This window comes from Virgibacillus proomii, assembly GCF_900162615.1.
Taxonomy (GTDB): Bacteria; Bacillota; Bacilli; order Bacillales; family Amphibacillaceae; genus Virgibacillus; species Virgibacillus proomii.
Map to the genome: position 1 here is coordinate 231,898 of NZ_FUFN01000008.1, position 23,775 is coordinate 255,672.

Here is a 23,775-nt window from a genome sequence, read left to right on the forward strand (position 1 = left end):
TAAATACTTTAAGTTTTGTACATATTTTTTATACAGTTAATACTGAACAAAAAATATGTACTATATACTCTGTATAACTCCCAAATACTCCAGTATGCTGCTAGATAAGTAAGTTTTATTGATTGTAAATTTAGTGTAACCTTGATATATCAAGGCTTTAGGGGGATTTCATGATTAAACCTCAAATCGAATATATTAACAATAAAATTTTATTAGAGCTTACCAAAACAGTGGAAATGTTCGGTTTAACATCAACGGAATCAAGACTTTTTGCATATTTATATTTAGCGGAGCATCCTATGACACTTGATGAGATGGCTGAGGCTTTAGGAAAGAGTAAAACATCTATGAGTACAAGCATTCGTTCCCTGGCTGATCAGAATTTAGTAACACGAGTGTGGAAAAAAGGTGTAAGAAAAAGCTTATATAGAGCTCAAACACAACTGTTCAAATCGCTTATGATCTCTCATCTAAATAAATGGATTGATGATGCTAATCAACAAAAACAATCTTTTGAAGAGCTAGAAAAATTATTAAAAGAAATAGCCAACGAACATAATGAAAAGCACCTATCAGAAATAAAGCGGATGCAAGAGCATGTTCAATATCTGATACATTTTCATCAAGAAATAGAAAACATTTTTAGCAAAATAAAACAGGATTAGCAAGGCATTTATACTGACAATGACATCCTTGCTAATCCTTTATATGGTCAATAATTTTTAGAAATTCATCCATTAAAGAAGGATAGTATCCTTCTTTTTTTAATGCAATAATTGTCTTATTTGGCTCTAATTTTTCCGTTAACATTCCAACAAAATGAAGCAATAAGGAAGTAAAATCGAGCAACCCCTCTTCTGATTGCTTTAGATATTGACAGTTAAGATAACTAATTCTGTTCATCAACTTATTATATTCCTGTTCTGTTAAACCTTTGTCAATGATTAATTTCGTAAATGGATACTTATCAGTATTAATCACTTTAGAAAGTAACTGTAAATGAAAAGCAGCCGTTTCAGCCTTATTACTCATGTTAATCTTCTCGCTCTCCTTCCTCCCTAGGTCTTATCATTATAACATGCATACAGACAATATATTCCATTTAAATTTGATAGCGACATTTCTCTCTACAGAAGAAGTAGAACAAAAGCTAGAAGCATTCGAGTAGTGGCGTATAAACAGCAGATCTTCTGACGAGATAAAGTGAAACTTCATTCCGTGAAACGCTTTCTACACGAAATGTTAGTTGAACGAATCGGGCATTTAGATGCCTTTTTCTACCACTTTGGCTTCTTCGTATTGCCTACACTCTTGAAGTGGGAGATTACGGCACCTTACATGCGGGATATAGGGAAACTTCATTCGTGGAACGTTCCTTACACGAATGTTAGTACCGCAAGGGTATGACCTAAAGGCCCCTTGAACGAATCGGGCATTTAGGTGCCTTTTTCTACCACTTTGGCTTCTTCGTATTGCCTACACTCTTGAAGTGGGAGATTACGGTACCTTACATGCGGGATAAAGGGAAACTTCATTCGTGGAACGTTCCTTACACGAATGTTAGTACCGCAAAGGTATGACCTAAAGGCCCCTTGAACGAATCGGGCATTTAGGTGCCTTTTTCTCTCTCTTCTACTTCTCCCTGCTCCTTTAATTCTTAGAAGGGAGAGACTTACGATACCTTACATCTGGGATATAGGGAAATGCATTCAAGGACTGCTTCTTTCCTTGAAGACAGTAGTTGAAAACTTAAGTTCTCAACTACCTGGAATAACAAAACCATCATCTCTTATTGTCGACCATCCACTAATTGAAAATTTACAGGCATTGTTAACATCACATAAAGCTTTACGTTTCATTAACTTTTAAGGGATAGCAGTCAACATTTTCATACGAATAAATAATACAACTTCTGGTTATTTTTAAATATTTGTTAACATGGAAAAAAACTTCTCAAAACCTATTGCTTTTTCCAGTTAATTTTACTATGATTCTTGAAGGAAAACAAAAGCTGGAAACGCCTTGATTAGCCCCCACAAACGCTGGAACTCTGACGAGGGTGCTGCCCGGGAGTGAAGCGACCTCCATGGGCTAGGTCTAAAGCTGGATAATGAACAAAATTAGTTTCCTAGACGATAAAAATCGTCTAATGATTAAGCCTTAAAAGCAAGTATGCTTTAGCTACACTTAAAACGTTAAATTTTTTGCGTCATCGAGTAATTTCTATACTGAAATTATGCTTTACTAGAGTATAATTACGTATTTCAATAAAGGAAAAAAGCCTAGGTCAGTTAAGATCGGAAATGTTCTTGAAAATAACGAAGTATCGTTACCTACCTGTTCTGGTGCAGTCCGATACTAGCAACGTCGTACTGTGCATCGAAATTCGAAACGACATAGATTCACACTATATGCCAAAGTGAATCTTTAATCAGTGGAGATTTTCTTTTATCCCCACTGATGGTTGATGAACAGAATCGGACATCTGACTTGCAGTTGAGTCCTCCACTTATCCTGGGTTCACCTTGTAGCAAGGAAGTAGAGATCTTACTGCTAGTTACATGCGGGATAAAAAATGAGACACTAGAAAGAAATTTGCTGCATCTCTTTTACCGGGCTTCTGAACATCCTATAAATAAACTTTAAAAAGGTCTGGAGGAATCAACATGAATTGCTGGAAATCCATTAACCTCACAAAGGAATTCGGCCGTAATCGGTTATTTATTGTGTCGAGCCTAATCGCTTTATCTGCTTTTATCTTTTTATATGTACTAATCTCCATGCTGCAAGGAGCATCAACAAAAGTTAGTGAGGCAGGTATGGTTCCCTTTCTTCTTCTACTTGTGCTTTTGCCAACTATTCATTCGTGCATGCACATTTTACCTTTAATTATGATGAACAAACGAATAAAAATTATTTTCAAACTTAAAAATAAGTGTTTTCCCGTTTTCTACTATTATACGAAATATCATTTAACAAAAAAAGCATATACCTTAGTTGCTATAGCTCCAACCATCTTGTTAATTATCCCTGGAGTCGTAGCAAGTTATTATTTTAACCATTACACAGTCTATATTTTATTACTGACTTCCATTCATATTGGCCTTGCCTTTATGGATCTTTTAAATATCTGTTATTTATGGAGGGCGCCAAAACAATCCTTAATTGAAAATAAAGGCGAGGAAAACGGCTTCGATATTCTTATTCGTGATCATTAAGGATAACATAATTATCCCCGAAGTTCGCTAGTTTTTCTAGTTAGAGCTAGAAAAACTACTATTAAAACGATATCCAGCATGTATAGGCGGACATTCGTTACCTCCCCAGCAAAACAGGTCTGATGTTTCTATCAGACCTGTTTTCGTATCTAAAAAAATCCATCTTAAATCATAAAATAGTGAACTACTAGTTTTCAATCTTTCTTGTTTGTTTTTGTTGCAACTTAATCAGAGTTTGAGTAATATACAAATATTCTCTGTTCAGATGATTAAACTTTTGCTACAGTATAGAGTATGATATTTTTATAAGGTAAGGAGATAAAGTGAATCTCCAATCAGTCGGGGTTTTCTTTTATCCCCCGATTGCTAGTACCGCAAGGGTATGACCTATAGGTCTCTGAATAGAATCGGACATTTGGCAGTTGGATCTCCTAAGGTTTACCTCGTAGCATAGAAGTAAAGCTAATGCCAGTTACATGCGGGATAAAGAAAACCCTTGTCATTGGTCATTTTTAAATAAATTAGGGGGGAGTTTAATGAATATCATTTTCCTTATTTATGGATTTATTGTATTCCTTATTTTTAATTCATTAACCCATCAATTTTGTGTCAAAATGGAAATGGAAGCACTAAAGCAAGGGAAAATGTTTCGTGTTATTAATGTAATGATTACTATTTTACTCGTCTGTTCTTATTTAAGAGTAACAAATCTGATGGTGTAATAATCTAAGCTAGCTGTTACTTAAACATAAAGATAAATGGACAACCATCAAATCTTACCTTTTTAGTTAAGGAGATGTTAGTTGCACTTATGCTGAATATTTGTCGAGTCATCCACAACGTAAGACCAGTATACTTTATGTAGAAAATTGATTCCACAATCTTAGCATACATAGAATATGTTACATGTTTTCAAATAAAAGCAATTTTACTTTACTTTTTAAAGCTAGATGAAATAAAGGGACTTATTATCCATGCTGAAAAGATAATCAATTGAAACCCTGATCAGCTAACAGCTAAGACAATATCCTTTAAAAGTCACATTGCTTTAGCTGGAGCTTTCCTTACCCTTGGAAAAGGCCATTACTGTCAAAGCTTTTCTTGTCTTATTACATCGCCGATACTAGCACAACCTATGGATCAAAATTTGGGACAGCGAAATGGATATGTTTAGATCAAAGCTAAAAACAAAACAACTTAAGAAAGGAACCATTTTCTGCAACTACCAATTACAAAATGAAAATTTTTGTATTTTAATTTATAATGAACTATATTTTTTACTTCATAATATGTTATATTTAATGCTAGGGGAGAATTATTGTACAAGCAGATTAGGAGTGTTTATGTATGAAGAAAACAGCAATTGCTGTCACATTAGCTGCAAGTGTACTTGCATTAGGAGCTTGTAGTTCGGATGATGAAGCTGTAGTTAAAACAGATTCAGGAGATGTGACGAAGGAAGAATTTTACGAGGCCTTAAAGGATCGCCATGGAGAAAGTGTCCTACAAGAATTGGTGACCATGGAAGTACTCGGAGATAAGTATGACGTTTCGGATGATGATGTAGATAAAGAAATTAAAAAGATGAAGGATCAGCTTGGTGACCAATACGATGCTGTTATTCAACAACAGTTTGGCAGTGAAGATGCCATGCGAAATATCATCAAAATAAGTCTTCTTCAAGAAGAAGCTATATCTGAAGACGTTAAAATTAAGGAAGATGAAATTAAAGAATTATACGACCGTAAAAATACAGAAATAAAAGCACAGCATATCTTAGTAGAAGATGAAAAAAAAGCCAAAGAAGTTAAGAAAAAGCTGGATGACGGTGGAGACTTTAACAAATTAGCTAAAGAATATTCTACGGATGGTTCTGCAGAAAAAGGCGGGGATCTTGGTTTCTTCTCAGCTGGACAAATGGTTCCAGAATTTGAAGATGCTGCTTATAGTATGAAAAAAGGCGAAGTAAGTGATCCAGTAAAATCCCAACACGGGTACCATATTATTAAAGTAAATGACAAGCGAGAGAAAAAAGAAAAACTTGGAAAATATGAAGATGTAAAAGAAGATTTACGTCGTGAATTATTGACACAAAAAATGGATCCGGTAAAAGCACAGGAAAAAATCGATAAAATTCTTCAAGATGCAAATATCGATGTAAAAATTAAAAAATATAAAGATATGTTTAAACAAACAGATGGAAAAGATCAAAAAGATGAGGAAGCTAAAGGTTAAACGTGAAACATAATAATAAAGGCTAGCCACGAAATGTGGACTAGTCTTTATTATTAAGGATATTTAGTTTAGTACGGCACCTCATTCACAACGACGTAAAATTTTCACCGTGCATCAGGTGTTGTATCTCTTAGAGCTAATAATGTCTTTTTATGTTACATCACTTGTTTGTTCTTGCTTTTCAATTCCCTTTCTTTGCGTAAGCGTTCCATATATATTTCTCCTTCTTGCTCAATGAAATGCTCCTCCATTTTCCTTTCGGCACGCATTCCACGAAATGCCATATAGCCGCTAAAAAAGATGAGAATGATCATCATAAATACCCACCATGGCACTCCTAGTATCATTATTTCCGCCTCCTTGTCCTTCCCTTATAAACTATATGAAGACAAGCGAAAAAAAATAACCGTTAAGATAAATCTAGTTGGAGTTGTTTACTTTTACCCGGAATAAAATGGAATTTACTGAAACTAAAGACAACGTTCTTTCGGTTATCTTCTTGTTTTTAAGCAAAGCTATTCTGTGTTCTGTTGGCACTATTTTTCAAATAACGGCTTATAAAAAGCACGATTATCCATTGCAAATAACCGTTCTGTGAAATCGCCAGGCTTTACTTTTTCAAGGGAACGATTTAGCATATTCAATTTGGCATCGAGCATATCAATCAGATGTAAAATCTCTGCTTCACGAACAAGTGGCGGCTTCGGACTACCCCATTCCGCTTTTCCATGGTGACTTAACACTAAATGCTGTAATACAATAACCTCTTCTTCCTCTTCCAGTTGCATTTCATTTGCCATTATCCCGATTTCTTCTACCATCATTGGAATATGACCAAGTAATTTACCTTTTGTCGTATAAGATGTAGAGACAACACCAGATAGTTCCTTTATTTTTCCAATATCATGAAGAATAATACCAGCGTATAACAGGTCCTTATTTAGTTCAGGATAAAGCTTATGAATTTCCCTTGCAATGGCAAGCATGCTAACGATGTGATGTGCTAATCCCGAGACGTATTCATGATGATTTTTAGTTGCAGCCGGATATGTTAATAATGATTCTTGATATTTTTTTACAAATGCACGTACAATTCTTTGCAATGTTGGGTTTTTCATTTCAAAAATAGCTTCTGTTAACCGTTCTATTAATCTTTCTCTTTCTACGGGAGCCTTTTCCACAAAATCCGAGACTTTAACCTGATCCGTTGGCTGAGCTGGACAAATGGAGAATATTTTTAATTGTGCTTTACCTCGAAACTGATTTACTTCACCTGCAACCCAAACAATTTGTTCAGCGATAAATAAAGTTTCATCCTCTTTACTAGCATCCCATAGCTTTGCCTCAATTTCTCCAGTTGCATCACGAAGCATTAACGTAAGAAATGGTTTTCCATTACTTGTTAAACCTTTCGTTGCTTCTCTAATTAATAAAAAGCCTTCATATGAATCACCTATCGAAACATGACCTATCCCTTTTTTAACATCTTGCTTCATCTTCAGTCCATCCCTTCTACTAACTATGTTCCAGCTGTTTCCAAAAAGCAAACCATCTCTCATGTTATGTATTTTATTACGATATACTAGTTTTTTAAATAGCAATTCGTTTCTAAACGAATTAACTTACCGAACGTGCAAAAAGAGACTGACATATCTTAGCGAAATATCAGTCCGTCTCTGTTGTTATTTATTTTTAGGAATATAGTCAAAAATCTTGCCTGACTCAACTACTTGGATAAATTTCATTAACCATTCATAATAATTTTTAGCATAACGCAAACGTTCAATATCTCTTGTGATTTTCTCTTTTAACTCTTCATCATTTGTACCTTCATATAATTTTTGTAATTCTTCGATTGCTTCTTCCGACTCTTCAATATTTGTTTCGGTATGATGGCGCCACCGATTTCCAAATAAGGATGTAAATGATTTGTACCAATCTTCTTCCGATTGATATAAGTCTTTTCGGATTCCTTTTTTAAAGGTGGATTCTACCATCTTCATTTCCGATAATGCTCGAACACCTGTTGACATACTTGTTTTACTCATTTCCAAAGCGTCACGCATATCATCTAGAGTCATCGGTTTATCTGAAAAAAACAGCACTCCATATAGTCTCCCTACGGAAGGAGTGAGTCCATATAAATTCATATTTTTAGCAATGGCCTGTATAAATTTTTCAATTGTTTCATCATACTTTTCCCAGTCTTTTGATTCATTTTTTTCTGGCAATGGAAGTCCCTCCACGTGCATTATAATCATAATCTGAACATAGTTTATCATTATTTTTCAATGAATGCGAATAGAATTTAATATTTGTACATAATTTCTATTTTTCACTGCTTCGATAACGTCTTTTTTACAAGTAAAAACAATGATTTGATGGTCCTTAGCAATTTCATAAAGAAGACTTGTTATACGTTCTGTACGAACCGAATCAAAATGAACAAATGCATCATCGATAATAAATGGTAAAGCATGCTTTTCACTTATACACACACTTACTGCAAGACGTAAAGCTACATATAATTGATCTATCGTTCCTTGAGAAAGCTCTTTTACATGATAGTGTGTACCATCAGCTGCTTCTACAATAAATGGTCTATCTTCTAACGGTGAAAACACTTTTCTATAAGCCCCGATTGTTATTTTTTGAAAGAAATCGGATGTGCATTCTATTACTTTCGTTAAATACTTTTGTTGGTATGTACGTTTAGCCTGTTGAAGTATCTCCTTAGCAGTTTTAATAGTTGCCCAACGCTTTGCCAATCGATTGAAGACTTCCTTCTGCATTTCCATTTGATGTGCTGTCTCTGAAAGATCTTCTCTTTCTTCCATTGTAGCAAGCTCAGCTTGAACTGCTGCTAACGCTTGCCGCTTCTTTTCCAAACAATCCTCTAATTTAACTATCTCTGCTCGTAAATCCTCAAGTTTCTGATTTAATATAAAGGGTGTCGGTACTTGCTCCATATTCATTAACAAACTTCCATCAGGGAATAAAGAAGCAAGCTGCTCCGTTAATGTGTGAGCTTTTTCTTTTAGAAATAGCTGATGTTGCTTTTTCTTACCTTGTTCATAAAAAGCTTCTTCTCCATCAACTTTAGCAATTTGTAATAGCTGCTTCATTTCTTCTTCCAGTGGCTGCATTTTGAGCTTAGCTTGCTGTAATACCCGGTTATTTTCGTCTATATTTGCTTGATAATGGACAAGTTTATTCTTAGCTGCTTCATGTTTTTTAATCATGTCTTGAAGCCAGCTAATTTGTTCCGAAACGGATGTACTTGTCATTTCCCTATCTACTTTATGAAAAAACATCACTACATTAGCATGCATTTTTTCTAGTGTTTTCCTTATTTTATCATATATGAATTCATCTTCCAGAATTTTTTTATTCATATGCTGAAACGTTTTTAACCGATGAAACAAATCCGGCCAATATGCTGGTGCTACATGTGTTAAAAAAGGATAGCGCTCTTGTTCACTCATTATGCGTTCATCCATCTGCCTCATCTTTTCTAACAGATGAACCTGTTTTTCTTCCCATTTCAATGCATCAATATCAAGGGTTTTTAACCGCTCTTTCAAGGCCGCTATTTGCGTTCGATATTGCTCCTGTTGTTGTATATTATGGTCAATTCGAACGCGGTCTGCTTCTGACAGTTGCAGACCCGACCGTGTTTCTACTGCTTGACGAAAATATAAATCCATATCAGTAATGGTCTGCTTTTGCCATCTCCATTGTGCTATTCCCAAGAATGTGATCAACAGTGCAACGACTAAAAACAATTTTTCATTGGCAGCTAAACCGATCCCAACCATTAAGATCCCTATTAGGAAGGTCACCAAAGCGAATAAAAAAGCATTTTTTTGCTTTTTACGTTTGTTCATTTGCCACTCTGTTTCTCGTTTATCATACTTATGTTTAGCATCTCGTAAAAGAAATGTATGGTTCGCCTCATGCAATTGGTTACGCCATTCAGTCAATTGCTCATCAGTAACGAGCTTATCTTGCATTGCTTTACTTTCTTCAATTATCTTATTCCGTTCTCTACGATGCTGATTTTTTTCAATTTGTACTTGTTCCTGTTCAAAATCAAGGCTATCCATGTCCTCCTTCATTTGCTTCCAGGTTTTTTCTGTAAAAAGAGAAAGATTCATGGTAGTTAGCTCTTGCTGACTAATCGGCAGCTGTAACTCATGCAAGGACTTTTTTAGTTCGTCTCTCTGTTTTTCGATAGAAGTAGACAGCTTTGATGCTTCATCAGTATGTCGATCATATTCATCACTTTTACCAACTAATTCCTTTCCCTCCTGATAAATCGTATCTGCAACTAAGTCTTTTTCTATCTCTTTAAGCTCTCCCTGGTAACGCTCGTTATTATTTTGTAGAACTGCTATTTCACTTTTTAAAGGAAGCAGTTTTTCTTTCAATTTCTCCCAGCGATAAATACCATCTTCCGGAAAAAGTATACTATTCGGAAGCAAGTTTAGCTGTTTTGTTACTCCTTGATATTCCTGTAGGAGCGGCAATGCATGTTGTTGTTTTTCTAGCATCATTCGCTCATTACTGGCTGCTTTTAGTTCGTCTCGCGTTCGGTTCATTTCTTCTTCCAGCTTCTTTACCTGTACTTGCTTTTCTTCATAAGACCTTTCCAAGCGCTTCCATTTCTCCAAACGATCATTTATCTCAAGTAACTGATTTAACTGTTGATTAATCAACGGTTTCTTTCCAGTAGGTTTATATAATTCGGCTAATTTTTGATCCAACTGTTTTTCTACAGCATAAAGATTCGTCGCACCAGTTAATCCTATACCCAAAATCACCTCACCTAAATCATCTTCCTTCATTTCAGTAATGAGCTCTAAATCCTTTGCTGAAAATGAAAAAACAGATTGATATGTAGAAAGGGTCATTCCTTTTAGCCGTTCCTTTAACCAACTTTCCCCTTTTTGCCTTCCATCTGATATATAGCATAAAGCTTGACCATTACGCACCTCATGCAGTCGCTCAACAATAAATGTCTCTCCATCTATCGAAACTGTCAATCTTCCCCCCATTTTACCACTTGTTTTTGGACGGTAAAATTCACGCTGTTTCGGTGGAAGTCCAAATAACATAAACATGATAAATGTATACAAGGTTGACTTTCCAGATTCATTTTCTCCATATATATACATCGGATGTTTTGTGGAAAAATCAATCGTATAATCTACCCACTTACCAAAGCCAAAAATAGTAGCACGTTTAATAATCACGTTCTTCCCTCATTCCTTTAACAGCTCATGAACGATTAATTCCTTCGCAGCTTCCTTGATTTCATCTTCATTTTCGATTCGTTCTAAAAATTTTCTAGCCCGCTTATGTTGATATAGATCTGTGATGAATGGCTGAATTGATTGCTGTTCAGCTTCTCGAAGCAACTCACCAATAAAATGCTCACCTTCGTATAAAGTTGGATCAAATGTTGCTGCTTTCAATTGAATCGTATGCCGAAATAGATACTGCCAATTACTTGATTGGATTAAGGTCTCATTTACAATATCAACTACTTCTTCTATCCGCCCTTCGCTATCCCAATCGAGTAAACGCTTATCTGCACTCACCAAAAGTACTTCGATTAGTTGCGGGATGGAACCATTAATCTGTTGTAATTGCTGAAGTAAATGACCTTCGATATCGAAAACCGATTGACAAAGAGAAACATCAACAACAATTGAAGTGATTTGTATTGCTTGCAAAGGAAGAAATGTTAATCGGGATTTATCCTTGGTTAAGCGAACCAAATAACACCCCTTTTCTCCCACCTCTTTTCGATTACGCCCTTGCGTGTTTCCCGAATATACAATTGGTGGATATTCTTTTAAAATTTGTCGCTGATGAATGTGACCTAGTGCCCAATAGTCAAAATCTTTATTAGCCAGTTCAGTTATTTTGAATGGTGCATATGTATCATGATCTGTATTGCTTTGGACACTCCCATGCAGCATTGCAATATGGTATGGTACAGACGGATCGGTGATTTGATATTCAGCCGTTTTATTTTTAATGACAGCTCGGTTTTCATAGCTGAATCCGTAGATTCTTGCAAGCACTTCACCATTTTTTTCATATGTAACAGAGGATACCGTTTCGTTTTGAAAGATCACAACATTATTAGGATATGTCACAGGATGCGGATTAGCTTTGATATAGTCATGATTTCCATACGATAAAAAAACAGTTATATGATGCTGTTGAAGGCGTTCAAATGCACGCTTCAAGCGAATCTGCGCTTTTAAACTTTGTTGTTCATTATCAAATAAATCACCGACTAAAAGTACGAAATCAACCTGTTTATCAATCGCCATCCGTACTAGCTCATCAAGTGCTGTAAACGTACTTTCCCGAATCTCACGAAATATACTCTCAGGAGCGGTCGCTAATCCTTTAAAAGGGCTGTCCAAATGTAAATCTGCAGCATGAATAAACGTGATTTCCTTTGTCATGTTTACACCTCCAACTCTACATCATTTTAGCAAATCTGGTATTAGAATGCACGTTCGTATTACTGGATATGAAAAACAAAACATGAACGATTCCTTGCTTTTGGCAAGGTGACCGCCTGGCCTAGTTGCACTTATACCTCATACCTAATAATTTTCATTACGGAGATACATCTTCTACGATAAAATTTTTTTATCTGCTTTAACGTGAGAAATAATTTAGCTCTCGTCAACTCGCTGACAAAGATAAATCTCCCTGATAGTAAGAAAAAAGTTCGTTCACTATAGATAGCGGAAATTTTATTGAGTACAAGGCTTATAAATATAGGAATAGTTGGAAAATCATTTTGTTACTTTTCACGAATGCAACTACAGATCGTATTCACAAACGATTTACAACCCATTGAATCAATCTTTGCTTTTTAATATATCTTAAAAAGCCCTGCAAGTTAGCAGAGCTTTGAAAGGTAAATGAAACTCGTGAACTTCATTTATTTTTCTTTTTTCGATAAGGTAAGTGCTTTTTTGAAGTCTTTTAGAGAACTGGAACGTCCATACATTAAAACCCCGCCTCGATATACCTTTGATCCCAGAATAGCTAAGATGACAATCGTACCAATTAATAGACCAAGGGATAACGCAATCTCCCACATAGGAATATCCAACATGCCTACACGTAGAAACATAATGATCGGCGCAAAAAAAGGGATAAAGGATGTAATTTTAATAAAATCGGCTTCCGGTGTACTAAGTCCAAAAATAGCGATAAAAAACGCAATCATGAGCAAAAATGTCATTGGCATGATTAATTGTTGTGCATCTTCAATTCGACTTACTAAGGAACCTAACATCGCTGCAAGGGTTGCATACAGTAAATAGCCTAAGATAAAAAATACAATAGCGTATATATACACGGAAACAGAAGTTGTTCCAATACCAAATTCAGCGAATAATTCTTTCGTTTTGTCGTCCTTAGCAGAAATAAGTGCATAGCCGCCCCCTAAAAACAGCGCTATTTGAGTTATTCCTACAAGAGCAACACCAGTAATTTTGGCAAACATATGCGTTACAGGAGAAACGCTAGAAATAAGAATTTCCATGACACGAGATGATTTTTCCGTTGCTACATCGGTTGCAATCATATTACCATAAATAAGTACAGTCATATATAACAGAATCATCATAATGTTTACAATCCCACGCGCCTGATTTAGTTCCTCTTCTGTTTTAGCTGATTTATCTAATACTATCGTATCAAAAGCTACCGGAGCATTAATTTCCGCTAAAACACCAGCGTCAATATTTGCTTGCTTTGTTGCATAGACAACCTTTAATTGCTGTAGTTGTTGCTTCAGTGTCGTTTGCAATTCTGATTGAGTAATACTATTCGCATAATATGTAGCTTCAGGCAACTGCTTTTCATTCATCGATAAGACAATAAGAGCTTTGTATTCTTCTTCCTCGACTGCTTGTTTCGCTTCTTCTTCCGTTCCATCAAAACGAATGAGCTTGGTATCATCACTGGTTTGTTCCGCATTTTTCGATAATGGGGTATACAGTTCATTGGACTGGTCAATAACAGCAACTTGATCTACCTCACCATCAGAAAAAACATCAATAATTGTTTTTATATTTGTTAAAGCAAATATGAATGCTAGTGTGATAAGTGTAGTTATAATAAATGATTTTGACTTGATTCTTGTCATATATGTGTGACCTAAGATGATCCAAAACTTATTCATAGGAAGCACCTACTTTCGCTATAAAAATATCATTTAGAGACGGTTCTTCCAGTGCAAATTGTCGTACAAACCCTTTACCTTGGATTGCTGTAAAGATATCTTGTGAGACTGCTTCATTTTCGATTTGCAGATGGCAGCCTTCCATCACTGACTTATAAGCGGTAACGCCAGGAAAATCACGGAGAAAGTCAACTGGAAAATCTGCATAAACGACTAGGTTTTTCTTACCAAACGAACGCTTTATCTCCCGTAATGAACCTTGGACGACTTGCTTTCCTTTATGTAAAATACACAAATGTTCACATAATTCTTCTACATGTTCCATTCGATGGGAGGAAAATACAATCGATGTTCCTTTTTCCTTTAAGTCAATAACTGCTTCTTTCAACATTTCCACATTAACCGGATCCAGTCCGGAAAATGGTTCATCTAAGATTAATAGTTTTGGCTTATGAATGACTGCAGAAATAAATTGAATCTTTTGCTGATTTCCTTTGGATAACTCTTCTACCTTCTTATTCAAATACTCTGGAACTTGAAAGCGATCAAGCCATGCTTTTAATTCACTTACAGCCTCGCTTTTTCCCATCCCCCGCAATCTTCCTAAATAAGTAAGCTGTTCCTTTACTGTCAGTTTTGGATAAAGCCCCCTCTCTTCCGGAAGATAACCAATTAAATGACTTTTCTCATAATCAATCGCTTCACCTTCCCAAGTAATCTCACCAGATGTCTTATCTAATAAACCTAAAATCATGCGAAACGTCGTCGTCTTTCCCGCACCATTTCCACCAAGAAAGCCGAACATTTCCTTTTCTGGAATTTCTAAAGAAAGCCCGTTTACAGCTGTATGCGTACCAAACTGTTTTGTAACATCTTTCAGTCTTAGCATCTTTTCTCTCCTCTCTTAAATATTATTACGTAAAACAATCGAAGAAGTTTCATCATTCTTCTCTCATATGGGAAATAAAAATTGGTGATCGTGTATGCCAAATTATAACAAAACAAAAAGAGTTCTTAATAAAAAGAGACTGAAAGAGATACCGTCAAACAAGCTGACTACAAACCATGCTAATTTATACATAACCAGCATAGCATCCGAACCCTTGCTTTTGCTTGATTGTTTATCATATGATAACACTCATCGAATAAACGTTTTTTCATTCCAGTATAATGATTATTTAAAACCTATAATGTGAACAATGATTGCTGCGATTAATTCCATATTCCAGAAGAGTTTTCCAGAAAATCCTCACTTAACATTCTCATCTCCCTCAAAAATAAAAATATCTTCAATCTTGCAGTGAAAGGTTTGGGCTAATTTATGTGCGAGTACAAGTGACGGTTTATACCTCCCTTTTTCCAAGGAAATAATTGTCTGTCTCGATACGTTCACTTTTTGTGATAATTCTTCCTGTGTCATGCCAAATTCGATTCGTTTCTTACGGATAAGTGTTCTCATAGTCTCCCTGCTTTATAAAGTAAACTTTACGTAAAGTTTACTTTACTTCTAACGTATCTGTCAACAAGTAATTTAATTCAGCAAAGCACAGAGAAGGAATCTGAAAATAATTGTCGAATATATTAAGGTAAGTAAAGGAGGGACCAATGTGAGAAATTATACATTGACTGTATTTGATCGTTCAGGTGAAAAACTACTCGATGAAACATTTACCGCTGCTAATGACGAGGAAGCGAAGGAACTGGGGACTGCTAAGCTAGAAAAAGAAGGATATCTTGAGTATACTCATCGTTGTACAACACCAGATGCTAAGCTAATCTTATTTCATCGCTAATTATGAAATAATTGTTAATTACAACCCGCAACAGTGAAAATTTTTTCTTTTTTTCCTTGACTTATCAAAGCAGGTAGTGTGTTTTCTTAAAAAAAGAGCGATTTCCTCTCTTATAAGGTGGGGGAAACGCTAAGCTTATAAAGTAAACCCTTCATTCAGCGCTGATAAAAAGTAGAACAAAGGCTATCATCTCGACCGTCCTTGAAAAACCGTGATGAGTTGCTGTCGAAGCTTCCCTTGTCTTTGAAAAGGAACAGCATTTTTTCTGCATGCGATACTTATTTAAATCCTATCGATCCGAACAAATCGGAAATTTAGGAGCTGTTATTTCAACTTAGATTCCTGTATATTATCATCTATAATTCCTAAAGTGAGAGTCTTATTATATCCTTAGATACAGGATAAATTATATAGTTACGTTACCTATAATTCGCTTGATACAGCGCTTATACTCTGAGCATAAATTTCACTATCTATCTTAGCAATTTTATGGTTTTTACGTAAAACCGACTTTTCATTTGAAAAAGTCGGTTACTTTTTTTATTTCCCTTGAAACGCCGGCTGTCTTTTCTCTAAAAATGCTTGAACACCCTCTTTATGATCTTCTGTGTTTCGCAGCTTCCATTGTGCTTGTTTCTCTGCTTCCAAGTAATATTTTAATTCTCTTTCCTGATTCTTGTGGTACATGATTTTAGTTTCCAGCATCGATACAAGCGGTGCCGTCAACAGCTTATTTGCTAATTTAACGGCCTGTGGGACCACCCGTTCCTCCGTAAGCTGATCAACTAACCCGATTTTCTTTGCCCTTACTGCATCGACTTGCTCTAGACTCCAAATAAATTGTTTCGCCTGGTGAGTTCCTAGCCGCTCCTTTAATAGAAAATGCCCGCCGCCATCCGGAGCAAGACCGATACTGATAAATAACATTCCTAGCTTTGCATTTTCCTGAGCAACAACATAATCAGCCGTTAAAGCATAACTTAATCCCAATCCTGCCACAGATCCATGGATAGCAGAAATAACGATTTTGGGCATCATATAAAGTTTGCATGTAATCGCCCCAATTAAGTCCATAATGTCAGCAAAAAAATCATAATCTGATAAATCGGACATTATCGAGATATCTCCACCAGCGCAAAAAGCATTCCCTTCTCCGGAAATAATAACAACTTGATCTTCATTTTTTTCTATTTTTTCAACCGTATCCAACAAGTCCTTTAGCATTTCTATATGAAGTGCATTATAACGTTCAGGTCGATTAAAATGAATATAAGAAATGCCATCCTTACGTTGATAAATTACAGTCTCTCCCATAGTTGCCCCCCTCATTTTGTATTTTCTTGAAAATAAAATTTACAGTTTTACAACAGTCACTATATATAATTAATTCGATATTCATCCATAATATCCTGCTAAAGAAGTGTTCAAAAAGTCCGTAGAAAATGGCGGGACACCTTTTACGTTAGAATGGATAAAGAGTAATTTTATGTACAACGTATAAGTAAAACTAGAAAGACGCCTCGCCTCCTTAGGGTTTATCGCTGGCTAAATTTTCGTTTTTTATGTTAACTGATGCTTCAAATTATAAGCCTTCGTCACCAAAACCATGCGCTTTCGAACTTCTCTCCCCTTTCACACACTATCATAAAACCATTTTGTTCATTTGAAGCAGATAACCGTCTTAATACATATGTGAAACTCTAAACGACGTGCTTAACGCAAAAGAAAAACTGCAGTTAATAATTTACTGCAGTTGAATGAAAGCTATTAATTAATTCTGAGCTCCATAAAGCTCTTCCAAAGGCTTCGTTATAATACGGCTTATATCATTAATAACCATGTTTAATCGTTGTTCTTCTTCCATTAATTTAGCAATTCCTTGGTGTTGTTGGACTAATTCAACGACTTTTTTAGCTCTTTCTACCTCTTCTTCTGTAATCTCCTGTCCTTGCATTTGCTTTTCTTGTAAGGACATTTGAGTGTCTCGGAAATTATCAAACATCTGTTTCGCAGATGGCTCATTCATTACTGCATCATATGCATTTTTTAGACTTTTAAATTCTTCGCTTTCACGAATCGCTTTTTCTAAATCGTACGCACTATCATAAATATTAGGCACAACATATCCTCCTTCAAATTCTGACTCTTATTTACTATAACAAACGAAATCTTTTGTGTATACCGTTTCCTCCCTTAAAAAAGCAACTGATATTTTATTTTTTAAACTGATTTTTACTGGTATAATAAAGAAAACTACTTCGTTAAAAAGGAGTTTCCACCATGATTAATCAGCTTAAAAAAATTTTCCCCTCACTCGTAGTCGGAACAACAGAAATGATCCAATCCTCTTCTTTTTGCTGGTATATAATGGATAACGGTGAAAAAATCGGTATTCAAAAAGATGAATTAACTTCTAAGGATAAGAAACTTTTACAAACATTTTTAACCCCATATAAAGTACAATTACCACTTCCTTCAGAACAAGAGAGAAATTGGCAGCGTATTATTAATCAAACAGCTACAAATATAGATATTATAACTAAAACACCTTATCGTTTTGTCTATTTTACGATGAATGATGAGCAAATTGAACCAACTGTGTTTAAAGAATCAATCCAAGCGATGTTCGATTACCCGATACCAATGTTGTGGGAAAATGAACGGGAAGGAATGATCATTGAGGAACAACCGACAATCGTTGAAGAAAGCTTACCCTACCATCAAATGATTGATGTAATCATGAGTGATTTATACGTAAATGTCCATTTTTTTGTTGGTCCTTACTTAAACAACTATTACGATGCAAAAGATCAATACAATCGTATACTCACATATGCTAAAATTGCTCTATCCTACTCGAATAAACCAGTAATTAATTACCAGGATGCAATGCCATTTGTATTATTGGAACAAACGGATAATTCATTTCGTCATCACTTGATTCAAGTTACCCTTCAAGAGTTCGCAACCAAACAGGACTTTTTAAAGACGATACATACATTTTTAACATGCAACTTAAATATATCGGAAACTGCAAAAAAATTATTTATGCATCGAAACAGTTTACAATACCGAATTGATAAATTTATTGAAAAGACTGGTATTGACATCCGACAATTTCATCAAGCTGTTACTGTTTATTTTGCCCTTTTAGCCAACATGCACAAAGAATAACGCATTCTTTGTGCATGTTGGCTGTTTCCAATTTGCTAAGCTTTTCTTATACTAAAAGTAATCAAAACGCTTACAAATTGGAGGGTTTACTAATGGCTGAATTACGTTTAGAACATATCCAGAAAGTATATGATAAAAAGAATATTGCTGTAGATGATTTTAATCTACATATTAAAGATAAGGAATTTATTGTTTTTGTTGGTCCATCAGGTTGTGGTAAATCGACTACTTTACGTATGATCGCTGGTTTAGAAGAAATTACAAGTGGGGAATTATATATTAATGACAAAAAAATGAATGATGTTGCACCTAAAGATCGTGATATTGCCATGGTATTCCAGAACTATGCACTATATCCACATATGAATGTTTACGATAATATGGCATTTGGTCTTAAATTACGTAAATTTAAAAAGGATGAAATCGATAAACGGGTTAAAAATGCTGCCAAGATATTAGGGTTAGAAGCTTATTTAGATCGTAAACCAAAAGCGCTTTCAGGTGGTCAGCGTCAACGTGTTGCTCTAGGTCGTGCCATCGTCCGAGATGCTAAAGTGTTCTTAATGGATGAACCGCTATCCAATTTAGATGCCAAGCTACGTGTTCAAATGCGAGCTGAAATTCAAAAGCTGCACCAACGCTTACAAACTACTACTATCTATGTAACCCATGACCAAACCGAAGCAATGACAATGGCAACCCGCCTTGTCGTTATGAAGGATGGCATTATCCAACAAATTGGTGCTCCAAAAGAGGTATATGATAATCCTGATAATGTTTTTGTCGGCGGATTTATCGGATCACCATCCATGAACTTCTTTACTGGTACATTAAAAGAAAATTATTTTGAGATAGGAAATGTGAAAATTGCTGTACCAGAAGGCAAATTAAAACCATTGCGTGAACAAGGATATATGAACAAACAAGTTATCTTGGGTATTCGCCCTGAGGATATTCATGATGAACCTGTATTTATCGAATCCACCCCAGATACAAAAATTTCAATTACGATTGATGTTGCAGATTTAATGGGCGCCGAAACATTTCTTTATGGAAAAATCGCAGAACAGGATTTCATCGCACGGATTGACTCACGTACGGATAGTAATGTCGGACAAACTATTGATTTAGCCTTTGATATGAACAAAGCTCACTTTTTTAATTACGAAACAGAGGTACGTATTCATTAACAAAGCAAAAAAATAACTACAAATATAAGGTAAAGAATAACCACACAATAAATGAAATCGAAAACGAACGACTTTCATATGTGGTAAATCTTCTTACAAAAGAAAAGTAATAGGGAAAAGCGCAGGTGACTGTGCTTTTCCCGTATATCCAACTTTATTAAGCTTTTGGTCCAAGCTGCTGTTGAGCAGTTTGTACAAGACGCTTTGTAATCTCTCCTCCTACAGATCCGTTTGCACGAGAAGTAGATTCTGGTCCTAAGTTAACGCCAAATTCTTGAGCAATTTCATACTTCATTTGGTCAAGTGCTTGTTGTACTCCAGGAACTAGTAATTGATTTGAGTTATTGTTTCTTGCCATCTTTATCACCTCCTGTGCTTATAGTTTGAGCAGATTTAGCAAACTTATAATGAATTTTCATTGGTAAATAATAGAGATGGAAGGATATTCAACCTTAATATACATATAAAACTTTACGCTGAAAATTAGCAGGAAAGCGATCTTTGCTTTCCGAGGAAGCTAAGGAGACCTGCGGAAAGCGAAATATGTTAACGTAGCGAGGATAGGAATTTTTTTACACTATAAGAAAGTATTTTTATGGTTTATCCCGCATGTAAGGTGCCGTAAGACTCCCACTTCAAAATCTTGGAGTTGATTCAAAAGGGTCTAAGTGGGAGAAGACGGCATCTAAATGCCCGATTCGTTCAACTAACATTCAGTAGGAGATGGAAGAAAACTCCTACTGAATGAAGTTTCACTTTATCGTATAAGAAAAACTATGACTTTCGCTAAAGACTTGGCGACAAGCCAAGTTTTTCTTAGTACATACAAACAAACCGAACAATTCATTGTTCGGTTTGTTTGTGCTATTAGTATTTGCTTTTGTCCCAGCCTCTTTGATAAATTTAATTATTTGGGATACGTCATTTCCTTAGGATTCACATATTTATCAAATTGTTCTTCAGTTAGTAAGTCCAATTTAACTGCCGTTTCTTTTAAGGTTGTGTTTTCTTCATATGCTGTTTTCGCTATTTTAGCTGCATTTTCATAACCAATATGAGGGTTCAGTGCTGTTACTAACATAAGAGAGTCTTTTAAATTCTTCTCAATTTGCTCGAGATTTGGTTCAATTCCTTGTGCACAGCGCTCATCAAACGAAACAATACTATCTGCAAGAAGATCACAAGACTGTAAAAAGTTATATGCAATAACCGGTTTAAACACGTTTAGTTCAAAATTACCTTGACTAGCTGCAAAGCCAATCGTTGCATCATTTCCCATTACTTGAGCAGCAACCATTGTTACCGCTTCGCTTTGCGTTGGGTTTACTTTTCCAGGCATAATGGAACTTCCAGGTTCATTTGCTGGGATTGTTATCTCCCCAATACCACAACGAGGACCGCTTGCAAGCCAACGTACATCATTGGCAATTTTCATTATATCTGCTGCCAACGCTTTCAATGCCCCATGAGCATAAACAGATTCATCATGACTAGTTAATGCGTGGAATTTATTTGGTGCTGAAATGAATTCTTTATCTGTAGCTTGTCGTATCTTCGCACAAACTTTCTCAGCAAATTCAGGATGCGCATTTAAGCCTGTTCCAACGGCTGTTCCGCCAATAGCTAGTTCTTTTAAGTATTGGACACTTTGTTCAATCATGGATTCTGACTTTTCCAACATGCGATGCCAACCGCTTATCTCTTGGCCGAGCGTTAATGGAGTCGCATCTTGCAAATGGGTACGACCGATTTTTACAATATCATTAAATTTATCCATTTTAGCTTTTAATGTAGCTTTTAACGTGCTTACAGATGGTAAAACTTTATCTTCTAATTTTAGTACAAAGGCAATATGCATTGCAGTAGGATACGTATCATTTGAACTTTGTGATTTATTAACATCATCATTAGGGTGTAGAATTAAATCACTGCCTTGTTGCTTTAACCAGTTATTCCCAACATGTGCAATAACTTCATTAATATTCATATTCGATTGCGTGCCACTTCCAGTTTGCCAAACAACTAAAGGAAAATGCTCTGTTAGATCGCCGTTTACAATCTGATCCGCAGCAACTCCGATAGCCGCCGCTTTCTTTTCTTCCAACAGTCCAAGCTCCTTATTAGCAAGAGCAGCACTTTTTTTCAATATCGCAAACGCTTTAATTATTTCCAAAGGCATTTTTTCATTACCTATAGGAAAATTTTGTTTACTTCTCTGTGTTTGCGCCCCCCAATACTTATCCGTTGGTACATGAATTTCTCCTATCGTATCTTTTTCTACACGATAATCCATTATACTTTCCTCCCTATGTCGATTACTCGCTATCTATTGTACCAGAAATTCCTTATTAGAAAAACTTTGCTTGTCGCGAAGTCTTTAGCGAAAGTTTGTAGTTTTTCTTATACGATAAAGTGAAACTTCATTCAGTAGGAGTTTTCTTCCATTTCCTACTGAATGTTAGTACCGCAAGGGCATGACCTAAAGACCTCTGAACGAATCGGGCATTTAGGTGCCGTTTTTTTATATTTAACTTCTTTAAATATCTAAGGCATGAATTAACTTTTAAAATTTGATACATTCTAGTCTATGACAAAATTCAAAGTAATATATTTTAAAGCTTTTTCAAACATCTTCCATTAATGACACAAAATTGTACGGGATTTTTTAACACTTTTATGCCTATCTTCTTTTATAATATGAACAGGATGACTTTCCCCATAAAAAATACAACACCATTTTTAAGCAGTTCATCTTCTTTGTTGATAATTATGTTGACTGAGACTAGAAAAGAAGGAGGTTTCTGCTCTTTTTTATTGAAAACTAATTGTATTCAAGTTAATTTATTATTACAATGCTTTTTAATTATGTAAGATAGGCTTTATCCACATGTGGGGGCAATGTACGGGTTTGGTACAATAATGGATTAAAAACATGGAAAAAGTTTATCATTCACGGTAAGCGCTTATTTCTCGGGAGGGAGGATTTCGCCATGCCCAATATATGGACACATATCTTATTTTGTGAAGAAATAGCTGATGCAGTAACTCAGACTCATTTATTCTCCAGTCATGAATCTTTAATGAAATTGGGTGCCCAAGGACCGGACCCTTTCTTTTATTATAATTTTTGGCCATGGAAAAAAAATGATACAGTTGAGGAAATCGGCTTAGCGTTACATGAAAAACACTGCGGTGTATTTTTATTAGATTTGATCAAAGCTGCAAAAACAATGGATGACCAAGTAAGAGCATTTATATTTGGCTTCGTTACTCATCATATATTGGATCGAAATACTCATCCTTATATTAATTATCGAGCAGGGTACGAAGGAAATAAACATCAGCAGTTAGAAATAATTATCGATACATTAATCATGGAAAAATTTAATAACCTAAAAACCTGGAAAACCCCTGTTTACAAAGAAATCGATGTTGGAAGATTATTAAATAGCCAAGTTATCCACTTATTGCACAAGATGATTAACAAGCACTTTCCTGAATTAAACATAAAGAAGTCAGGATATATTCAAAAGTCATACCGTGATATGAAATTAGCTTTAAAAATACTCTATGATCCATATGGGTGGAAAAATGCACTTCTTGGCTCACTCGTTTCGTCTTATTCTCATCGACCAGTTCGAGCAAATATTGATTATTTGAATGAAAACCGTATTACATGGTATCATCCTGCAACAAATGAGCCGAGCAAAAAAAGTTTTATTGATCTTTACTTGCAAGCTAAAACAGAGGGAATAAGTATTTTAACTACAGTAAAAGACTACTGGCAACAACAGGATGAAATATTGTTCAATAAGCTAAAAGAACAACTGGGGGATATTTCCTATGATACAGGAAAACCGCTGGAATTGAATATGAAAAATATATATAGTAATCCAATCGTTTAGCCATGGACAGAGGGACTTCCCTCCTTCCGCGGTTAT

Annotated in this window: 21 protein-coding genes; 8 read left to right on the forward strand and 13 right to left on the reverse strand. The window is 35.4% G+C overall.

Translation table 11 applies throughout. The features are described 5' to 3' along the window. Positions 1-170 precede the first annotated feature (170 nt). The gene (locus tag BN1066_RS02040) at positions 171-665 is read left to right on the forward strand and encodes a GbsR/MarR family transcriptional regulator (protein ID WP_077317859.1); all 495 of its coding nucleotides are present in this window, start codon (positions 171-173) and stop codon (positions 663-665) included. A gap of 31 nt (positions 666-696) precedes the next feature. Here the strand turns inward: BN1066_RS02040 and BN1066_RS02045 are convergent, their stop codons facing one another. Next, positions 697-1,032 carry a DUF1878 family protein gene (locus BN1066_RS02045; protein WP_077317860.1) on the reverse strand — a complete coding sequence of 112 codons (336 nt, stop codon included), beginning with the start codon at positions 1,030-1,032 and terminating at the stop codon, positions 697-699. 1,634 nt (positions 1,033-2,666) lie between these two features. Here BN1066_RS02045 and BN1066_RS02050 point away from each other — a divergent pair. The 3 genes from BN1066_RS02050 to BN1066_RS02060 all read left to right on the forward strand — a co-directional run bounded on the left by BN1066_RS02050 (position 2,667) and on the right by BN1066_RS02060 (position 5,453). Beyond that, positions 2,667-3,218, forward strand: coding sequence for a DUF3267 domain-containing protein (locus BN1066_RS02050; RefSeq protein ID WP_077317861.1), 552 nt, complete (start codon positions 2,667-2,669; stop codon positions 3,216-3,218). A 536-nt stretch (positions 3,219-3,754) separates the two neighbouring features. Continuing rightward, positions 3,755-3,940, forward strand: a complete 186-nt coding sequence (locus tag BN1066_RS02055; RefSeq protein ID WP_077317862.1) for a hypothetical protein — start codon at positions 3,755-3,757, stop codon at positions 3,938-3,940. Positions 3,941-4,565: 625 nt separating this feature from the next. Next, positions 4,566-5,453 carry a peptidylprolyl isomerase gene (locus BN1066_RS02060; RefSeq protein ID WP_077317863.1) on the forward strand — a complete coding sequence of 296 codons (888 nt, stop codon included), beginning with the start codon at positions 4,566-4,568 and terminating at the stop codon, positions 5,451-5,453. Between the two features lie 155 nt (positions 5,454-5,608). Here the strand turns inward: BN1066_RS02060 and BN1066_RS02065 are convergent, their stop codons facing one another. From BN1066_RS02065 to BN1066_RS02100, 8 genes are all read right to left on the reverse strand, one after another. Continuing rightward, positions 5,609-5,800 (reverse strand): sporulation YhaL family protein, encoded by a 192-nt coding sequence (locus BN1066_RS02065; protein WP_425445263.1) that lies wholly within the window; start codon positions 5,798-5,800, stop codon positions 5,609-5,611. 189 nt (positions 5,801-5,989) lie between these two features. Continuing rightward, entirely contained in the window at positions 5,990-6,949 is a 960-nt protein-coding gene (gene yhaM / locus BN1066_RS02070; protein ID WP_077317864.1) for a 3'-5' exoribonuclease YhaM, read from the reverse strand. Between the two features lie 186 nt (positions 6,950-7,135). Further along, entirely contained in the window at positions 7,136-7,684 is a 549-nt protein-coding gene (locus BN1066_RS02075) for a GbsR/MarR family transcriptional regulator (RefSeq protein WP_245799669.1), read from the reverse strand. Positions 7,685-7,741: 57 nt separating this feature from the next. Continuing rightward, on the reverse strand, positions 7,742-10,708 hold the full coding sequence (locus BN1066_RS02080) for an ATP-binding protein (protein WP_077317866.1): 2,967 nt from the start codon (positions 10,706-10,708) through the stop codon (positions 7,742-7,744). Positions 10,709-10,717: 9 nt separating this feature from the next. Beyond that, positions 10,718-11,938, reverse strand: coding sequence for a DNA repair exonuclease (locus BN1066_RS02085; protein ID WP_077317867.1), 1,221 nt, complete (start codon positions 11,936-11,938; stop codon positions 10,718-10,720). A gap of 488 nt (positions 11,939-12,426) precedes the next feature. Then, on the reverse strand, positions 12,427-13,677 hold the full coding sequence (locus BN1066_RS02090; RefSeq protein WP_077317868.1) for an ABC transporter permease: 1,251 nt from the start codon (positions 13,675-13,677) through the stop codon (positions 12,427-12,429). Continuing rightward, positions 13,670-14,566: an ABC transporter ATP-binding protein gene (locus BN1066_RS02095; RefSeq protein WP_077317869.1), complete on the reverse strand. Its 897-nt coding sequence runs from the start codon at positions 14,564-14,566 to the stop codon at positions 13,670-13,672. The genes BN1066_RS02090 and BN1066_RS02095 overlap by 8 nt, the downstream gene beginning before the upstream one ends. 360 nt (positions 14,567-14,926) lie before the next feature. Beyond that, complete coding sequence (locus tag BN1066_RS02100; RefSeq protein WP_077317870.1) at positions 14,927-15,136, reverse strand: helix-turn-helix transcriptional regulator; 210 nt, start codon at positions 15,134-15,136, stop codon at positions 14,927-14,929. Positions 15,137-15,284: 148 nt separating this feature from the next. Here BN1066_RS02100 and BN1066_RS02105 point away from each other — a divergent pair, with 148 nt between their 5' ends. Next, a complete protein-coding gene (locus BN1066_RS02105; RefSeq protein WP_077317871.1) occupies positions 15,285-15,470 on the forward strand; it encodes a YhzD family protein in 186 nt (61 codons plus the stop codon). 540 nt (positions 15,471-16,010) lie between these two features. Here the strand turns inward: BN1066_RS02105 and BN1066_RS02110 are convergent. Next, positions 16,011-16,784 carry an enoyl-CoA hydratase gene (locus tag BN1066_RS02110; RefSeq protein WP_077317872.1) on the reverse strand — a complete coding sequence of 258 codons (774 nt, stop codon included), beginning with the start codon at positions 16,782-16,784 and terminating at the stop codon, positions 16,011-16,013. Positions 16,785-17,241: 457 nt separating this feature from the next. Continuing rightward, complete coding sequence (locus BN1066_RS02115; protein WP_077317873.1) at positions 17,242-17,589, reverse strand: YlbF/YmcA family competence regulator; 348 nt, start codon at positions 17,587-17,589, stop codon at positions 17,242-17,244. Between the two features lie 161 nt (positions 17,590-17,750). On the opposite strand from BN1066_RS02115, the gene BN1066_RS02120 reads away from it, so the two are divergent. After that, complete coding sequence (locus BN1066_RS02120) at positions 17,751-18,644, forward strand: PucR family transcriptional regulator (RefSeq protein ID WP_077317874.1); 894 nt, start codon at positions 17,751-17,753, stop codon at positions 18,642-18,644. A 92-nt stretch (positions 18,645-18,736) separates the two neighbouring features. After that, positions 18,737-19,834 carry an ABC transporter ATP-binding protein gene (locus BN1066_RS02125; RefSeq protein WP_077317875.1) on the forward strand — a complete coding sequence of 366 codons (1,098 nt, stop codon included), beginning with the start codon at positions 18,737-18,739 and terminating at the stop codon, positions 19,832-19,834. 157 nt (positions 19,835-19,991) lie between these two features. On the opposite strand, the gene BN1066_RS02130 is transcribed toward BN1066_RS02125, so the two are convergent. Continuing rightward, positions 19,992-20,192 carry an alpha/beta-type small acid-soluble spore protein gene (locus BN1066_RS02130; protein ID WP_077317876.1) on the reverse strand — a complete coding sequence of 67 codons (201 nt, stop codon included), beginning with the start codon at positions 20,190-20,192 and terminating at the stop codon, positions 19,992-19,994. A gap of 549 nt (positions 20,193-20,741) precedes the next feature. Continuing rightward, positions 20,742-22,127 (reverse strand): class II fumarate hydratase, encoded by a 1,386-nt coding sequence (gene fumC, locus BN1066_RS02135; RefSeq protein WP_077317877.1) that lies wholly within the window; start codon positions 22,125-22,127, stop codon positions 20,742-20,744. A gap of 697 nt (positions 22,128-22,824) precedes the next feature. On the opposite strand from fumC, the gene BN1066_RS02140 reads away from it, so the two are divergent. Next, positions 22,825-23,739, forward strand: coding sequence for a zinc dependent phospholipase C family protein (locus BN1066_RS02140; RefSeq protein WP_077317878.1), 915 nt, complete (start codon positions 22,825-22,827; stop codon positions 23,737-23,739). Positions 23,740-23,775: the final 36 nt, after the last annotated feature.